Source organism: Delftia tsuruhatensis NBRC 16741 (genome assembly GCF_001571325.1).
Classification (GTDB): domain Bacteria; phylum Pseudomonadota; class Gammaproteobacteria; order Burkholderiales; family Burkholderiaceae_C; genus Comamonas; species Comamonas tsuruhatensis.
On sequence record NZ_BCTO01000082.1, the window covers coordinates 1 to 17,427 of the forward strand.

Annotated in this window: 3 protein-coding genes; all 3 read left to right on the forward strand. The window is 70.7% G+C overall.

The features are described 5' to 3' along the window. On the forward strand, positions 1–818 hold an 818-nt coding region (locus DTS01S_RS27525), incomplete at its 5' end, for a phosphopantetheine-binding protein (RefSeq protein WP_255247333.1). A 10-nt stretch (positions 819–828) separates the two neighbouring features. Next, positions 829–10,776, forward strand: coding sequence for a non-ribosomal peptide synthetase (locus tag DTS01S_RS27530; RefSeq protein WP_169804708.1), 9,948 nt, complete (start codon positions 829–831; stop codon positions 10,774–10,776). Continuing rightward, a partial coding sequence (locus DTS01S_RS27535) for a non-ribosomal peptide synthetase (RefSeq protein ID WP_156493790.1) occupies positions 10,776–17,427 on the forward strand: 6,652 nt, incomplete at its 3' end. The genes DTS01S_RS27530 and DTS01S_RS27535, both read left to right, overlap by 1 nt.

Here is a 17,427-nt window from a genome sequence, read left to right on the forward strand (position 1 = left end):
AGGACATGCAGGACATGCAGGACATGCAGGACATGCAGGACATGCAGGACATGCAGGACATGCAGGACATGCAGGACATGCAGGACATGCAGGCGCCGGACTTCGTGCTGCTGTGCTCGTCCATCTCCAGCCTCACCGCAGGCCTGGGCAAGAGCGACTACGCCGCCGCCAATGCCTGCATGGATGCATTGGCGGCACTGGCCAGCCGCCAGCGCGCCTGGCCCGTCATCTCCGTGGACTGGGACGCCTGGCGTGACCTGGGCATGGCCGCCGGCATGCGCATTCCCGAGGGCATAGGCTGGAGCGGCGCAGAAGCGGCAGCGGTGTTCGAACGCATCGTCAACGGCGATGTGCCGCACCAGGTGGTCATCTCCACCACCGACCTGCAGCAGCGCCTGGGCGAGATCGATGCCGGGCTGGTGGATGCGCTGGCAGAACCTGCCGCCGAAGCCGTCGCCGAACCTGCCAACGGATCGCAGGCCCGTGGCGGCCATCCGCGCCCGGCGCTGCAGACCGCCTACGTTGCGGCCGAAGGCGAACTGCAGCAGGCCCTGGCCGCGCTGTGGACCGACATGCTGGGCATTGCCCCGGTGGGCGTGCACGACAACCTGTTCGAGCTGGGCGGCGACTCGCTGCTGGCCCTGCAGATCCTGGGCCGCGTGAAAAAGCGCTTTGGTGTCGAGCTGCACCCTGCGGCCTTCTTCAAGGCCCCCACCGTCGGCGAGCTGGCCGTGCTGGTGGAGACCCGGCTGATCGAGGAGATCGAGGCCACCGTTACCGATGAAGGCGATGCCCTTGCCGCCTTCGCATCTGCGTGAGAAGACCACCATGTCCCTGAACGATCTCGATTCCCGCAAGTCCCGCCTGTCCGATGCGCAGCGCGCCGCACTGGCCCTGAGGCTCCGGGGTGCATCCGGCGCACCCGCTGCATCCGACGCAGGTGGCGCAGGTGGCCTGCCGGACGGCGACGCCCGCAACACGGCCCACACCATCACCCGCTGCGACCGCACGCTGGCCATTGCCCTGTCCCCCGCGCAGCGCAGCCTCTGGCTCACCTGGCGGCTGGAGCCCGCCAGCCCCGCCTACAACATGGTGGGATCGCTGTCGCTCAAGGGGCCGCTGGATGCGCTGGCGCTGGAGCAGGCGCTGCAGGCCCTGGCCGAGCGCCACGAGATCCTGCGCACCTGCTATCCGGCCGGCGAGGACGGCGAGCCCCGGCAGTCCATCCAGCCCGCCGCGCCCGTGCCCCTGCGCCATGTCGATCTGGGCGCATGGACGGACGGCGATCCGCAGGCCGAGGCGCAGCGCCAGGTACTGCTGCTGGCCCGCCAGCCCTTTGCGCTGGATACGGAAACGCCATTGCGCGCCGTCCTGTGCCGGCTGGGCGCGCAGGAGCATGTGCTGGGCCTGTCGCTGCACCACATTGCGGGCGATGGCTGGTCCAACGGCATCGTGATCCAGGAGCTGTTCCACCTGTACGAGGCCCTGCGCACGCAGCAGCCATCGCGCCTGCCGGCCATGGCCCTGCAGTTCGCCGACTATGCCGTCTGGCAGCGCCGCTGGTTCGATGCCGGTGAGCGCGAGCGGCAGCTGGACTACTGGCGCGCCCGGCTGGGCACCGAGCACGAGGCCCTGGCCCTGCCGATGAAGCAGGCCAGGGCGGCCGTGCAGGAAGCACAGGAGCAGCGCCTGGAGTTCACGCTGCCCGCCGCGCTGGCCACCCGCGTGCGTGCCCTGGGCCGCGCGCATGGCGCCTCGCTGTTCATGGTGATGCTGGCCCTGCTCAAGCTGGTGTTGTACCGCTTCAGCGGCACGCGCGAGCTGCGCGTGGGCACGCCCGTGGCCAACCGCCAGAAGGCCGAGACGCATGGCCTGATCGGCTACTTCCTGAACCTGCTGGTGCTGCGCACGCACATCGATCCCGCGCAGGACTTCGGCGCGCTGCTGGCGCAGGTGCGCGAGGCGGTGCTGGGCGCGCAGGCCCACCAGGACCTGCCGTTCCACCTGCTGGTCGAGGCGCTGCAGCCGGCCCGCCAGCCGGGCGTTCACCCGCTGTTCCAGGTCAAGTGCACCCAGCAGGAAGATGCCTCGGCCGCGCGCCACATCGCCGGCCTGGAGATCGCCATGCAGGCCGTCTCCAGCGGCCAGGCGCATTTCGACCTGAGCCTGGACTTCACCGACCGGCAGGACGGCATCGACTGCGTGCTGATCTACGCCCATGAACTGTTCGACGAGGCCGTGGTGCGCGACATGGCCGCCGCGTTCCAGGACCTTGCGCGGCAGGTCAGCGCCGCAATCAGCGACAGGCAGCCCAGGCTGGGCGAACTGTCACTGCCAGGCCGCGTGTCGGAGTCTGCAGGCCCGGTGCAGGCCTTTGGCGCCGACAGCGTGCTGCAGCTGTGGTCGCGCGCCGTGCAGGCCCAGCCCGATGGCACGGCGGTCAGGGACGCAGGCTCTGTCCTGGACTACGCTCAGCTGGACCGGCGGTCCGACCAGCTGGCCCGGGCCCTGGTGGCGCGCGGCGTGGGGGCCGATGTGCGCGTGGCCCTGCATGCCGAGCGCAGCTGCGCCTTTGTGCTGGGCCTGCTTGCCGTGCTCAAGGCCGGTGGCACCTATGTGCCCCTGGACCCCGGCCTGCCGGCGCAGCGGCTGGCCTGGCAGCTGCGCGACAGCGGCGCGGTGCTGATGCTCTGCCAGCAGGCGCCCGCCTGGGACGCGGGCGTTCCCCTGCTGAGCCTGGACCTGAATGCCTGCCGGGAGCCGTGCATTGCGGGGCAGGCGCCGCCGGCCGCGCCGCCGCATTCCGCACAGGGCGCCTATGTGATCTACACCTCGGGCTCGACCGGGCAGCCCAAGGGCGTGGTCGTCAGCCACGGGGCGCTGGCCCACTATGTGCAGGCCGTGCTGCAGCGGCTGGACCTGCCCGATGCGGCGCGCAGCATGGCCATGGTCTCGACCGTGGCGGCGGACCTGGGGCACACCGTGCTGTTCGGTGCGCTGTGCTCGGGGCGCGCGCTGCATCTGATGGCGCCCGAACTGGCCTTCGACCCCGACGGCTTCGCGCGCTACATGGCGGAGCACCGGGTGGACGTGCTCAAGATCGTGCCCAGCCATCTGCAGGGGCTGCTGAACGCCGGCATGCCCGCCGAGGTGCTGCCTGCCAGCCGCCTGGTGCTGGGCGGCGAGGCCACGCGCTGGCCGCTGGTGGACCGCATCGCCGCGCTCAGGCCCGGCTGCCGCGTGCTCAACCATTACGGCCCCACCGAAACCACGGTGGGCATCCTCACCCAGGAGACGGACGAGGTGCTGCGCGGCGGCGAAAGCCTGCCCGTGGGCAGGCCGCTGGCCAATAGCCGCGCCCTGGTGCTGGATGCCGACCTGCAGCCCGTGCCCCTGGGCGCCAGCGGCGAGCTGTACCTGGGCGGGCCGGGCCTGGCGCGCGGCTACCAGGCCCGGCCCGGGCAGACGGCAGAGCGATTCGTGGCCAGCCCGTTCCAGCCGGGCGAGCGCCTGTACCGCACGGGCGACCGCGTGACCATGCTGGCCGATGGCAGCCTGCAGTTCCTGGGCCGCATGGACGACCAGGTGAAGGTGCGCGGCTACCGCGTGGAGCTGCGCGAGGTGGCGCTGGCGCTGCAGGCCGTGCCCGGCGTGGCCCAGGCCGAAGTCGTGGCGCGGCTGGATGGGAATGGGGATGGGGGCGGCGACGGGCGCATGCAGCTGCATGCCTATGCCGTGCCCCAGGCGGGCGTTCCCGCCGACAGGCAGGGGTGGGCCGCCGCGCTGGCGCAGGCGCTGCCCGAATACATGGTGCCCGCCAGCATCACCGTGCTGGAAGGCATGCCCCTGACGGCCAACGGCAAGATCGACCGCAAGGCCCTGCCCGTGCCGGAGCAGGCGGCCGCCGATCTTTTCGAGGCGCCCCAAGGCGAGGCCGAGCAGGCGCTGGCCGCCGTCTGGGCCGACCTCTTCGGCCTGGAGCGCGCGGGCCGGCATGACGACTTCTTCGCGCTGGGCGGGGACTCCATCCTCGCGCTCAAGCTGGTGGCGCGCGCCCGCAAGCGCGGCGTCAAGCTCACGCCCAAGCAGCTGTTCACGGGCAAGACGCCGGCGGGTGTGGCACGGCTGGTGGAGGGGCCGGTCGCCGGCGCCGAGCAGACCGAAGGCGCGGCGTCCCTGCCCAGGGCCGACCGCAGTGGCCCGCTGCCGCTGTCCTTTGCGCAATTGCGCCAGTGGTTCCTGTGGCAGCTGGAGCCGGCCGGTACGGCCTATCACATCAGCGGCGCGCTGCGTCTGCTGGGCACGCTCGACGTGCTGGCGCTGCAGCAAAGCTTCGACGCGCTGGTGGCGCGCCACGAGTCGCTGCGCACGGTGTTCCGCATGGGCGGGGACGGGCAGGTGGTGCAGGTGATCGCCGCACAGGGCAGTGTGCGGGTCGAGCAAACGGATCTGTCCGAACTCCCCGCTGCGCAGCGCCAGGAGCAACTGCACGAGGCGGCGGCCGCCGTGCACCGCCAGCCCTTCGACCTGCAGGCCGGGCCGCTGCTGCGCGTGGGCCTGATCCGGGAGTCGGCCGAGGCGCATGTGCTGGTCGTGGCCATGCACCACATCGTCTCCGACGGCTGGTCCATGCAGATCATCGTGGATGAATTCGTGCAGCAGTACCGCGCACGGTGCCAGGGACAGGTGCCGCAGGCCGCACCCCTGCCGCTGCAGTACGCCGACTACGCGGCCTGGCAGCGCCAGTGGCTGGAGGCCGGCGAGCGGCAGCGGCAACTGGCCTACTGGCGCGCCCAGCTGGGCGACACGCACCCCGTGCTGCAACTGCCCACGGACCACCCGCGCCGGCCCGGCGCGGACCATGTGGCCGCCAGCCATGGCCTGCAGCTGCCGGCCGAACTGGTCGGCAGCCTGCGCCGCCGCGCCCAGGCGCAGGACGCAATGTTGTTCGTGCTGCTGCTGGCGGGCCTGCAGGCCGTGCTGCACCGCTACACGGGCCAGGAAGACATTCGCGTGGGCGTGCCCATTGCCAACCGCCACCGGGTGGAAACACAGGGCACGGTGGGCTTTTTCGTGAACACCCAGGTTCTGCGCGCCACGCTGGACGGGCGCATGGGCCTGGCGCAACTGCTGGACCAGGCCCGGCAGGCCGCCCAGGGCGCGCAGGCCCACCAGGACCTGCCCTTCGAGCAACTGGTCGAGGCGCTGCAGCCCGAACGCAACGCCGGCACCCAGCCGCTGTTCCAGGTGCTGTTCAACCACCAGCGCCAGGACCGCAGCGCGCTGCAGCAACTGCCTGGGCTGGAGCTGCAGGAATATGCGCTGCAGGGCCAGGGCGCCCAGTTCGAGCTGACCGTGGACACCACCGAGGATGCGCAGGGCCGCCTGCACCTGCGCCTGACCTATGCCCGCGAATTGTTCGAGGCCGCCACCATCGGCGCACTGGCCGGCCACTATGTGGCCATGCTGCAGGCGCTGGCCGATGATCCGGCCCGCAAGGTGGGCGAGGTCGCCTTGCTGGGCGCGGCCGAACTGCACAGGCAGCAGGCATGGGGCCGCGCCGCCGGCCTGTCGGCCGGCCAGCCGGCCGCAGCGCAGACGCTGCACGGCCGCTTCGCCAGCCAGGCATTGGCGCGAGCCGGGGCGCAGGCGCTGTCCTTCGAGCACCACGTTCTCGGCTACGCCGAACTCGACGCCCGGGCCAACCGCCTGGCCCGCCGTCTGATCGCCCTGGGCGTGCGGCCGGAGACGCGCGTGGGCATCGCCATGCAGCGCTCGGTGGAGATGGTGGTCGGCCTGCTGGCCATCCTCAAGGCCGGTGGCGCCTATGTGCCGCTGGACCCGGATTACCCTGCCGACCGGCTGGCGCACATGGTGGCCGACAGCGGGATCTCTCTGGTGCTGACGCAGGCTGCGGTGCGTGAGCGCCTCCCGGGCGCTGCTGCGCTGCAGGTGCTGGAGATCGACACGCTGGACCTGTCGGGCGAACCCGATACCGATCCGCAGGTCGATGTGAACCCGGACAGCCTGGCCTATGTGATCTACACCTCGGGCTCGACAGGCAAACCCAAGGGCGCGCAACTGAGCCACCGCAATGTGGCACGGCTGCTGGACGCCACCGATGCCTGGTTCGGCTTCGGGCCTGACGATGTCTGGACCCTGTTCCACTCCTACGCCTTCGACTTCTCGGTCTGGGAGATCTTTGGCGCCCTGTGCACGGGCGGCAGGCTGGTGGTGGTGCCTTACTGGGTCAGCCGTTCGCCCCAGGACTTCCTGGCTTTGCTGCGTGCGGAGCGCGTAACGGTTCTCAATCAAACACCCTCGGCCTTCGGGCAGCTGGTCCATGCCGTGGAGCAGGAAGATGGGAACGAGCAGGGCGGCGCTGGCCTGTCGCTGCGCCATGTGGTCTTCGGCGGCGAGGCGCTGGAGCCCGAGAGCCTGCGGCCCTGGTTCGACCGCTTCGGTGACCAGGGCCCCCAACTCATCAACATGTACGGCATCACCGAGACCACGGTGCATGTGACGTACCGGGAGATCACGCAGAAGGATCTGGAGGACGGACGCAGCCCGGTGGGCGTGGCGATTCCGGACCTGGGCCTGTATGTGCTCGATGGCAGCCTGAACCTGCTGCCGCAGGGCGTGGCCGGGGAGCTGTACGTGGCGGGCGAGGGCTTGGCACGCGGCTATCTCAACAGGCAAGGGCTGACGGCAGAGCGCTTCATTGCCAACCCGTTCAGCGAGACGGGCGAGCGCCTGTACTGCACGGGCGACCTGGTGCGCTGGAGTGCCCAGGGCGAACTTGAATACCTGGGCCGTGCCGACCAGCAGGTCAAGATCCGGGGCTTCCGCATCGAGCTGGGCGAGGTGCAGTCGCAACTGCTGGCCCAGCCTGAAGTGCGTGAGGCCGTGGTGTTGGCCAGGGAGGGTGCAGGCGGGGCGCGATTGGTGGCCTATGTCTCGCTGAATTCGCCAGCCGAAGACGGTTTGCTCAAGGACCGGCTGGGCCATGCGCTGCCCGACTACATGGTGCCCTCGGCCATCGTCGTGCTTGACGCCCTGCCTTTGACGGCCAACGGCAAGGTGGACCGCAAGGCGCTGCCCGAGCCGGAGATGGTCAGCGCCCAGCAATACGAGGCACCGCAGGGAGAGCTGGAGGAAACACTGGCGAAGATCTGGGCCGAGGTGCTGGGCGTGGAGCGCGTGGGCCGGCAGGACGGCTTCTTCGAGTTGGGCGGGCATTCGCTGCTCGCCCTGGGCCTGCTGGAGCGCGTGCGCGCCCAGGGCCTGCGCGTGCAGGTGCGCACGCTGTTCCAGCACCCGAGGCTGGCGGAGTTTGCGCAGGCGGTGCTGGAGGAACAGCAGGAGCAGCAGGGTGAGCAGGTGGCCGGCGAGATCGATGTGCCACCCAACGGCATCCCCGAAGGCTGCACGGCGATCACGCCGGACATGCTGACCCTGGTGGCGCTGGATGACGATGAGATTGCACGCATCGCCGCTGCGGTGCCCGGTGGGGCGGCCAACATCCAGGACATATACCCGTTGGCGCCGTTGCAGGAGGGAATTTTGTTCCACCACCTGCTGCAGTCCGGGGGCGATGTGTTCGTCTCGCCCAACCTGCTGAGCTTCGGGGCGCGCGAGCAGCTGCAATCCTTCGTGCACAGCCTCAACCAGGTGATTGCGCGCCATGACATCCTGCGCACGGCCGTGCTCTGGGAGGGGCTGTCCGAGCCCGTGCAGGTGGTGCTGCGCCAGGCACCGCTGCAGCTGCAGTGGCCTGATGCGGATGAGGCACATGAGGCACTGGTGCCGCAGATGCTGGAGCAACTGCGCAGCCACGACCTGCGCCTGGACGTGCGGCAGGCGCCGATGATAGGGGCGCGGGCCGCGCACGATGCCGGGCAAGGCCGCTGGCTGCTGCAACTGCTGAGTCACCACCTGGTGATGGACCGCATCACGCTGGACCTGCTGCTGCAGGAAGTGCTGCGGCTTCAGCAGGGCCGTACGGCCGAGCTGCCGGTGCCCGTGCCCTTCCGGCGCTTTGTGGCGCAGGCGCGCCAGGGCGTGGCGGCCGAGGCGCACGAGCGGTTCTTCCGCCGCATGCTGGCCGATGTGCAGGAGCCCACGGCCGCCTTCGGCCTGCTGGACGTGCAAGGCGATGGCCGGGGCATGGAGGAGGCCCGCCTGCGGTTGGACGCCCCACTGGCCCAGGGCATGCGCCGCCAGGCGCGTGCGCACGGCGTCAGCCCCGCCGCGCTCTGCCACCTGGCCTGGGCGCTGGTGCTGGCCCGCACCAGCGGCAGGCAGGAGCCGGTCTTCGGCACCGTGCTGATGGGCCGCATGGACGGCGGCGCCGGTGCGAACCAGGCGCTGGGCATGTTCATCAACACCTTGCCGCTGCGCCTGCCGCTGGGCGAAGGCAGCGTGCTCCAGGGCCTGCGCAGCACGGCGGCGGCGCTTGCGGCGCTGCTGCAGCACGAGCATGCCAGCCTGTCGCTGGCCCAGCGCTGCAGCGGCCTGCCTGCGGGAACGCCGCTGTTCAGCGCATTGCTGAACTACCGGCATGGCGCGGCAGAGGGCGCTGCGCAAGAGCTGGCCCGGGCCGGCGTGCAGGTGCTGGGTCGCCCCGAGCGCAGCAACTATCCCGTGGGCATGGCTGTGGATGACGACGGCCAGGGCTTTGTGCTCGTCGCCCAGGTGGTGCGCAGCGTAGGGGCCGGGCGCGTCTGCGCCTACATGCAGCAGGCCCTGCAGGCGCTGGTGCAGGCGCTGCAGCAGCAGCCCGGCCGCGACCTGCGCACGCTGGACGTGGTGCCCCCGGCCGAGCGCCAGGCGCTGCTGGCGCAGGCCGGCAACCCCCGGTCCTGGCCGCAGGCCTTGCCGGTGCACCGCATGTTCGAGACGCAGGCAAGGCAGCGGCCCCAGGCCCCGGCCCTGGCTGCGGACGGACAGGTGTTCAGCTACGGCGATCTGGACCGGCGGGCCAGCCGCCTGGCGCAGGCCTTGAGCGCCCAGGGGCTGCGGCCTGGGCAGCGCGTGGGCCTGGTGGCCGAGCGCGGGGCCGCCATGGTGGCCGGCCTGCTGGCCATCCTCAAGGCGGGCGCTGCCTACGTGCCCGTCGATCCGGCCCTGCCCGATGAGCGCATGCGGTACATGCTGCAGGACAGCGGAGCCTGCCTGGCGCTGGCCTCGGGCCTGGCGCCGGGCCGGCTGGCCTTGCTCGCCGCCAGCGTGCCGAAGGTGCTGGAACTGGAGGCGCTGGAGGTACTGGAGGTGCTGGAGGCAGTGGAGGCAAGGGAGCCAGGGCCGCAGGCAGGCACGGAACGCGCGCCCCGCGTCGAGGTGCATGGCGACCAGGCCGCCTATGTGATCTACACCTCGGGCTCCACCGGCCGGCCCAAGGGCGTGGTGGTGCGGCATGCGGCCTTCTCCAACTTCCTGCAGTCCATGGCGGCACAGCCGGGCCTGCAGGCGCAGGACGTGGTGCTGGCCACGACCTCCGTGTCCTTCGACATTGCGGGCCTGGAGATCTTCCTGCCCCTGGCCGTGGGCGCGCAGCTGGTGGTGGCCGGGCGCGAGCAGGTGCGCGACGCGGCCGCGCTGGCGGCGCTGCTGGAGCGCAGCCGCGCCAGCGTGATGCAGGCCACGCCCTCGGGCTGGCGCCTGCTGCTGGCCGGTGGCTGGAAGGCGGCACGGCCCCTGAAGGCGCTGTGCGGCGGCGAGGCGCTTGCGCCGGACCTGATCGCCCTGCTGCGCGCGGCGGGCGTGGACCTCTGGAACCTCTACGGCCCGACCGAGACCACGATCTGGTCCAGCCTGCAGCAGGTGCAGGGCGATGCCGCCACGCTGGGCCAGGCCATCGCGGCCACCCGGCTGCTGGTGCTTGACGAAGGACTGCGCTGCGTGCCGCAAGGCGTGGCCGGTGAGCTGTTCATTGGTGGCCAGGGCCTGGCGCGCGGCTACTGGCAGCGGCCGGGCCTGAGCGCGGAGCGTTTTGTGGCCGATCCTTTCGCGGGACCGGGTGAGGCTGGCGAACGCCTGTACCGCACGGGCGACCTGGTGCGCCGCAATGCCGATGGCGCGCTCGAATACCTGGGCCGGCTGGACCACCAGGTCAAGATCCGCGGCCACCGCATCGAGCTGGGCGAGGTGGAGGCCGCGCTGCTGGCCCAGCCCGAGGTGCGCGAGGCCGTGGTCACGGCAGCGGGGTCCGGCAGCGATACGCGCCTTGTGGCGCACGTATCTCTACATGCGTCGCTACATGCACCGCTGCATGCAGGCCCGCCCCTGGACGCTGCGGCACTGCGCGCAAGACTGGCCAGCGGCATGCCCGACTACATGCTGCCATCCGCCATCGTGGTGCTGGACACGCTGCCGCTGAACAACAGCGGCAAGGTGGACCGTGCCGCGCTGCCTGCGGCGCAGGCACCGTCCGGCCCGTCCTACGAGGCTCCTTCGGGGCAGGCCGAGGAAATGCTGGCCGGGCTCTGGTCCGAGCTGCTGGGCGGTGGCCGCGTGGACCGCCGCGACAGCTTCTTCGAGCGCGGCGGGCACTCGCTCAAGGTGGTGCAACTGCTGGCGCGGCTGCAGGGGGCAGGCGCTGCGGGGCTGACCGCCCAGGACGTTTTCCGCACCCCGGTGCTGCAGGACATGGCAGGCCTGGTGCGCCTGCCGGCCCATGGCAGCGCGGGTGCTGCGGGTGCAACAGGCACGACAGGCGCGGATGCGCAGGCGCTCGATGCGCTGGATTCCTTTCTCGAAACTCTGGGAGATATCTGATGGACCGTGGCCGCCTGCGCCAAATCGCCGAGCGCTTTGCAAGCCTGAGCCCTGCCCAGCGCACGCTGGCATTGCAAAAGATCCGGGCCGAGGGACTGGATCTCTCGCATTTCCCCATCCCGGTGCGCGCACCATCGCCCGACCAGACCGAAGCCCTGTCCCATGCGCAGCTGCGCCAGTGGTTCCTGTGGAAGCTGGACCCGCAAAGCTCGGCCTACCACATCGCCCAGGCCTCGTGGATGCATGGCGAGCTGGATCTGGCGGCCTTGCGGCAGGCGTTCGGCGTGCTGCTGGAGCGCCACGGCGGACTGCGCACGGTGTTTGAGGAAAGCCCCGACGGCCTGGCGCGGCAGCGCATCGTGCCGCAGCTGGCCCTGGAGCTGCCGCTGATCGACCTCAGCTCCCTGCCTGCAGCACAGCGGCGCGAACGGGCCCTGGCCGAAGCCGAGCGCCTGTGCCTCACGCCCTTTGACCTGACGCGCGGCCCGCTGCTGCGCGTGGCCGCCGTCCGCCTGGACAGCCGCCAGCACCTGCTGGTGGTGGTGATGCACCACATCATCTCCGACGGCCGCTCCATGCAGATCCTGCTGGAGGAATTCGCCGGCCTGTACGCGGCACTGGTGCAGCAGCGCCCGACCCGCCTGCCGCCGCTGCCCATTGCCTACACCGACTACGCCGCCTGGCAGCGCGACTGGCTGGAGGCCGGGGAAAGGCAGCGCCTGCTGGACTACTGGCTGCCCGAGCTGGCCGGTGGTCAGGACCTGCATCTGGAGCTGCCCGCCGACCATGCCCGCGCGCCGGGCGCCGAGACCCGTTGGCATGCCGCCTGGCACCGGCTGGAGCTGCCCACCAGCCTGGTGGCCGGACTGGAGCAGCGCGCCCGCGAGCAGGGCACCTCCCTCTTCGTGGCGCTGCTGGCCGGTTTCCAGGCCCTGCTGCACCGCTATACCGCCGAGACCGATATCCGCGTGGGCGTGCCCGTGGCCAACCGCAACCAGCCCGAGGCCGAGCCGCTGGTCGGCTTCTTCGTCAACACGCTGGTGATGCGTGGCCGGCTCGATCCCCGCATGCGCCTGCAGGAGCTGCTGGCCCAGCTGGCCGAGCGGGTCCGCCTGGGCCTGGCCCACCAGGACCTGCCCTACGAGCAACTGGTCGAGGCACTGCAGCCGCGCCGCAGCCTGGACGGCAGCTCGCTGTTCCAGGTGATGCTGAACTACCAGCACGAAGAGGCGGCCGGCCTGGCGGGCCTGGAGATCCAGAAGCTGGAGCTGGACGGCCTGGCCGCCCAGTTCGAGCTGACCCTGCACGCCAGCCGCCGCGCCGACGGCAGCCTGCAGCTGGGCTTTGCCTATGCGCGCGAGCGCTTCGAGCCGGCCACGGTGCAGCGCATGGGCGCGCATCTGTCGCTGCTGCTGCAGGCGCTGGCGCATGCGCCGCAGTGCGCGCTGGACCAGGTGCAACTGCTGCCCGGCGATGAGCAGGCGCAGCTTCTGGACCGCAGTGCGCGCCGCAGTACACGCAATGGACCTGCGCTCAACCCTGCGCAGCCCGCCTGCCTGCACCAGCGCTTTGCCACAAGCGCGCAGCAACGGCCGGATGCGGTGGCGTTGACCTGCGAGTCCGCACGACTGACCTACGCCGAACTCGACGCCCAGGCCAACCGCCTGGCCCGCCGTCTGATCGCCCTGGGCGTGCGCCCCGAGACGCGCGTGGGCATTGCCATGCAGCGCTCGGTGGAGATGGTGGTGGGACTGCTGGCCATCCTCAAGGCCGGTGGCGCCTATGTGCCGCTGGACCCGGACTACCCTGCCGACCGGCTGGCGCACATGGTGGCCGACAGCGGGATCTCTCTGGTGCTGACGCAGGCTGTGGTGCGTGAGCGCCTCCCGGGCGCTGCTGCGCTGCAGGTGCTGGAGATCGACCTACTGGACCTGTCGGGCGAACCCGATACCGATCCGCAGGTCGATGTGAGCCCGGACAGCCTGGCCTATGTGATCTACACCTCCGGCTCCACGGGCCGTCCCAAGGGCGCGCAACTGAGCCACCGCAACGTGGCACGGCTGCTGGACGCCACCGATGCCTGGTTCGGCTTCGGGCCTGACGATGTCTGGACCCTGTTCCATTCCTATGCCTTCGACTTCTCGGTCTGGGAGATCTTTGGTGCGCTGTGCACTGGGGGCAGGCTGGTGGTGGTGCCGTACTGGGTCAGCCGCTCGCCCCAGGACTTCCTGGCCTTGCTGCGTGCGGAGCGCGTAACGGTTCTCAATCAAACGCCTTCGGCCTTCGGGCAGCTGGTGCATGCGGTGGAGCAGGATGAAGAAGGCGGCTCCGGCCTGGCGCTGCGCCAGGTGATCTTCGGCGGCGAGGCGCTGGAGCCCGAGAGCCTGCGGCCCTGGTTCGACCGCTTCGGTGACGAGAGCCCGCAGCTCATCAACATGTACGGCATCACCGAGACCACGGTGCATGTGACGTACCGGCAGATCACCAAGGCGGATTTGGACGGAGGCCGCAGCCCCGTTGGCGTGGCGATTCCGGACCTGGGCCTGTATGTGCTGGATGGCAGCCTGAACCTGCTGCCGCAGGGCGTGGCGGGAGAGTTGTACGTGGCAGGCGAGGGCTTGGCACGCGGCTATCTCAACAGGCAAGGACTGACGGCAGAGCGCTTCATTGCCAACCCGTTCAGCGAGACGGGCGAGCGCCTGTACCGCACGGGCGATCTGGTGCGCTGGAACGCTCAGGGCGAACTCGAATACCTGGGCCGTGCCGACCAGCAGGTCAAGATCCGGGGCTTCCGTATCGAGCTGGGCGAGGTGCAGTCGCAGCTGCTGGCCCAGCCTGAAGTGCGTGAGGCGGTGGTGCTGGCCAAGGAGGGCGCAAGGCTGATCGCCTATGTCTCCCTGCGTGACGTGGTGGAGGAAAGCCAGCTCAAGCAGCGCCTGGGCCAGGCGCTGCCCGACTACATGGTGCCCTCGGCCATCGTCGTGCTCGATGCCCTGCCTTTGACGGCCAACGGCAAGGTGGACCGCAAGGCGCTGCCCGAGCCGGAGATGGCGAGTGCGCAGCAATACGAGGCACCGCAAGGTGAACTCGAAGAAACGCTGGCGAAGATCTGGGCCGAGGTGCTGGGCGTGGAGCGCGTGGGCCGGCAGGACGGCTTCTTCGAGCTGGGCGGGCATTCGCTGCTGGCCCTGGGCCTGCTGGAGCGCGTGCGCGCCCAGGGCCTGCGCGTGCAGGTGCGCACGCTGTTCCAGCACCCGAGGCTGGCGGAGTTTGCGCAGGCGGTGCGGCAGGAGCAGCAGGGTGAGCAGGGTGAGCAAGGGGCGCAGGTGGCCGGCGAGATCGACGTGCCGCCCAATGGCATCCCCGAAGGCTGCACGGCGATCACGCCGGACATGCTGACCCTGGTGGCGCTGGATGAAGATGAGATTGCACGCATTGCCGCTGCGGTGCCCGGTGGCGCAGCCAACATCCAGGACATCTACCCGCTGGCGCCGTTGCAGGAGGGAATTCTGTTCCACCACCTGCTGCAGTCCGAGGGCGATGCCTATGTCACCTCGCACACGCTGAGCTTCGACTCGCGCGAGCGGCTGCAGCGGTTTGCCGAGAGCTTTGACCAGGTGGTCGCGCGGCATGACATCCTGCGCACGGCCGTGTTCTGGGAGGGCCTGGCGACGCCCGTGCAGGTCGTCTGCCGGCAGGCCCGCCTGCCGCTGTCCTGGCTGGAGGAGGGAGGCACGGCGGCATCATCGCAGGACGCGCTGGCCCGGCTGGCCGCCTGCGCCCAGGGCTACCGCATCGACCTGCGCAAGGCGCCGCTGATCCACCTGGTGGCCGCGCACGACGCGCCGGGCCAGCGCTGGCTGCTGCAGATCCTGGCCCACCACATGGTGGACGACAACACCACGCTCAAGCAGGTGATCGGTGAGATCGCGCTGATCCAGCAGGGCCGCTCCAGCGCGCTGCCCCGGCCGCTGCCGTTCCGCCAGTTCGTGGCCCAGGCGCGCTCGGGCGAGGGCACGGCCGGGCATGAGGCGTTTTTCCGCGCCATGCTGGGCGATGTGCAGGAGCCCACGGCGCCTTTCGGGCTGCTGGACGTCCAGGGCGACGGAGCGCGCACGAACGAGGTGCGGCAGGTGCTTGACGGCGGCCTTGCCGCCCGGTTGCGGCAGCAGTCCCGGCGCCACGGCGTCAGCGCCGCCGCGCTGTTCCACCTGGCCTGGGCCCTGGTGCTGGCCAGGACCAGCGGCAGGGACGACGTGGTGTTCGGCACCGTGCTGTTTGGCCGCATGCAGGCCCAGCAGGGCGCGGCCCGCGCGCTGGGCATGTTCATCAATACGCTGCCGCTGCGCGTTCGCCTGGCCGGTCGTGGCGTGGCCCAGGCCCTGCGCCAGACCCAGTCCGCGCTGACGGACCTGCTGCAGCACGAGCACGCCAGCCTGTCGATGGCCCAGTCCTGCAGCGGCCTGGCCGGCGGGGCGCCACTGTTCACGGCCCTGCTCAACTACCGGCACACGGCGCTGCAGGACGCGGACGCTGGCGATGCCTGGAGCGGCGTGCAGATACTGCAAAGCCACGAGCGCACCAACTTCCCGTTCGGCCTGTCGGTCAACGACACGGGCGAGGGCTTCACGCTGATCGCGCATGTGATCGATGCGGTGAATGCCCACAGCATGTGCGGCTACATGCACGAGGCGCTGGACGGCCTGGCCGATGCCCTGGCGCGCGACCCCGGCCAGCCCGTGACCGCGATTGCGGTGCTGCCCGCGCATGAACGGGACAGGCTGCTGCAGTGGAGCCTCAATGGAAAGGCCCATCCCGAGGCCCTGCCCGTGCACCGGGAATTCGAGGCCCGCGTGCGGGAGCAGCCCGATGCCGTTTGCCTGGTCCATGGCGACGAGGCGCTGACCTCGGCCCGGCTCAACGCCCGTGCCAACCGGCTGGCCCATCGGCTGATGGCCCTGGGCGTGGGGCCGGACGTGCGCGTGGGCGTTGCGCTGGAGCGCTCGGTGGACATGGTGGCCGGGCTGTTGGCGGTGCTCAAGGCCGGTGGCGCCTACGTGCCGCTGGACATGGAGTACCCGGTGGACCGCCTGGCCTACATTGCCCAGGACAGCGGCATTGCCCTGCTGCTGACCGAGCGCAAGGCACGCCAGCGCCTGCCGTTCGCGCAGGCGCTGAACGTGGTCGAGCTCGACGATCTGGACCTGGACGCAGGGCCTGACCACAATCCCGGAGTGGTGGTCCATGGCGACCATCTGGCCTATGTGATCTACACCTCGGGCTCCACCGGCCGGCCCAAGGGGGCGGCCAACCGGCATGCCGCGCTGTCCAATTGCATGGCCTGGATGCAGGACCACTACCGGCTCACGCGGGCCGACGCGGTGCTGCACAAGGCGGCCTTCGGCTTCGATGTCTCGGCCTGGGAAATCTTCTGGCCGCTGACGGCGGGCGTGCGCCTGGTGGTGGCCCGGCCCGGCGACCACCGCGATCCCGAGCGCATCGTCGCGCTGATCCGCCGCCACCAGATCACCACGCTGAACTTCGTGCCGGCCATGCTGCAGGCGTTTCTGTCCCATGAAGGCATCGAGGAGGAGACCCGCCTGCGCTATGTGATCTGCGGCGGCGAGGCCATGCCGGCCGAGACACAGCGCGAGGCCCTGCGCCGCCTGCACGGCGTCAGCCTGCAAAACCTCTATGGCCCGACCGAGGCCGCCATCCACGTGACGCACTGGACCTGCCGCGACGATGGCCGCAGCCCGGTCCCCATCGGCCGCCCCGTCAGCGCGACCAAGGCGTTGGTGCTGGGCCAGGATCTGGGACTGGTTCCCGCAGGCGTGGCCGGCGAACTCTATCTGGGCGGGCAGGCGCTGGCGCAGGGCTACCTGGGCCGGCCCGGCCTGAGCGCCGAGCGCTTCGTCGCCGACCCGTTCGACCAGGGCGGCGGCCGCCTGTACCGCACGGGCGACCTGGTGCGCTGGAACGATGAAGGCCAGCTGGAGTACCTGGGGCGCCTGGACCATCAGGTGAAGATCCGAGGCTTTCGCATCGAGCTGGGCGAGATCGAGGCCCGGCTGCTGGCCCAGCCCCAGGTGCGGGAGTCCGTGGTCGTGGCCCGCAAGGGCCCGGCGGGCATGCACCTGGCGGCCTATGTCTCGGCGCATGAAGGGCAGCAGGTCACGGCGGCCGAACTGCGCGAGCGCCTGGCCCTTGAACTGCCGGACTACATGGTGCCGGCCGCCATCATGGTGCTGGACCGCCTTCCCCTGAATGCCAACGGCAAGGTGGACAGGGCCGCCTTGCCCGAGCCTGAACTGCTGGCCAGCCTGCACTACGAGGCGCCCGTGGGCGACGGCGAGCAGCGTCTGGCCGCACTCTGGAGCGAGGTGCTGGGCGTGGAGCGCGTGGGGCGCCACGACCATTTCTTTGAGCTGGGCGGGCACTCGCTGCTGGCCCTGAAGCTGCTGGAGCGCATGCGCGCCCAGGGCTGGGTGACGCAGGTGCGCACGCTGTTCCAGCACCCCCGGCTGGCGGATCTGGCGCTGGCGCTGCGCCGCGAGCAGGGCCTGCCCCGGCATGAGGTGCAGGTGCCGCCCAACGGCATCCCCGAAGGCTGCACGGCCATCACGCCCGACATGCTGACGCTGGTGGCGA

Bases quoted from the DNA above. Each gene is read 5' to 3' on its own strand.
- DTS01S_RS27530 (WP_169804708.1), top strand. From the start codon at position 829: ATGTCCCTGAACGATCTCGATTCCCGCAAGTCCCGCCTGTCCGATGCG.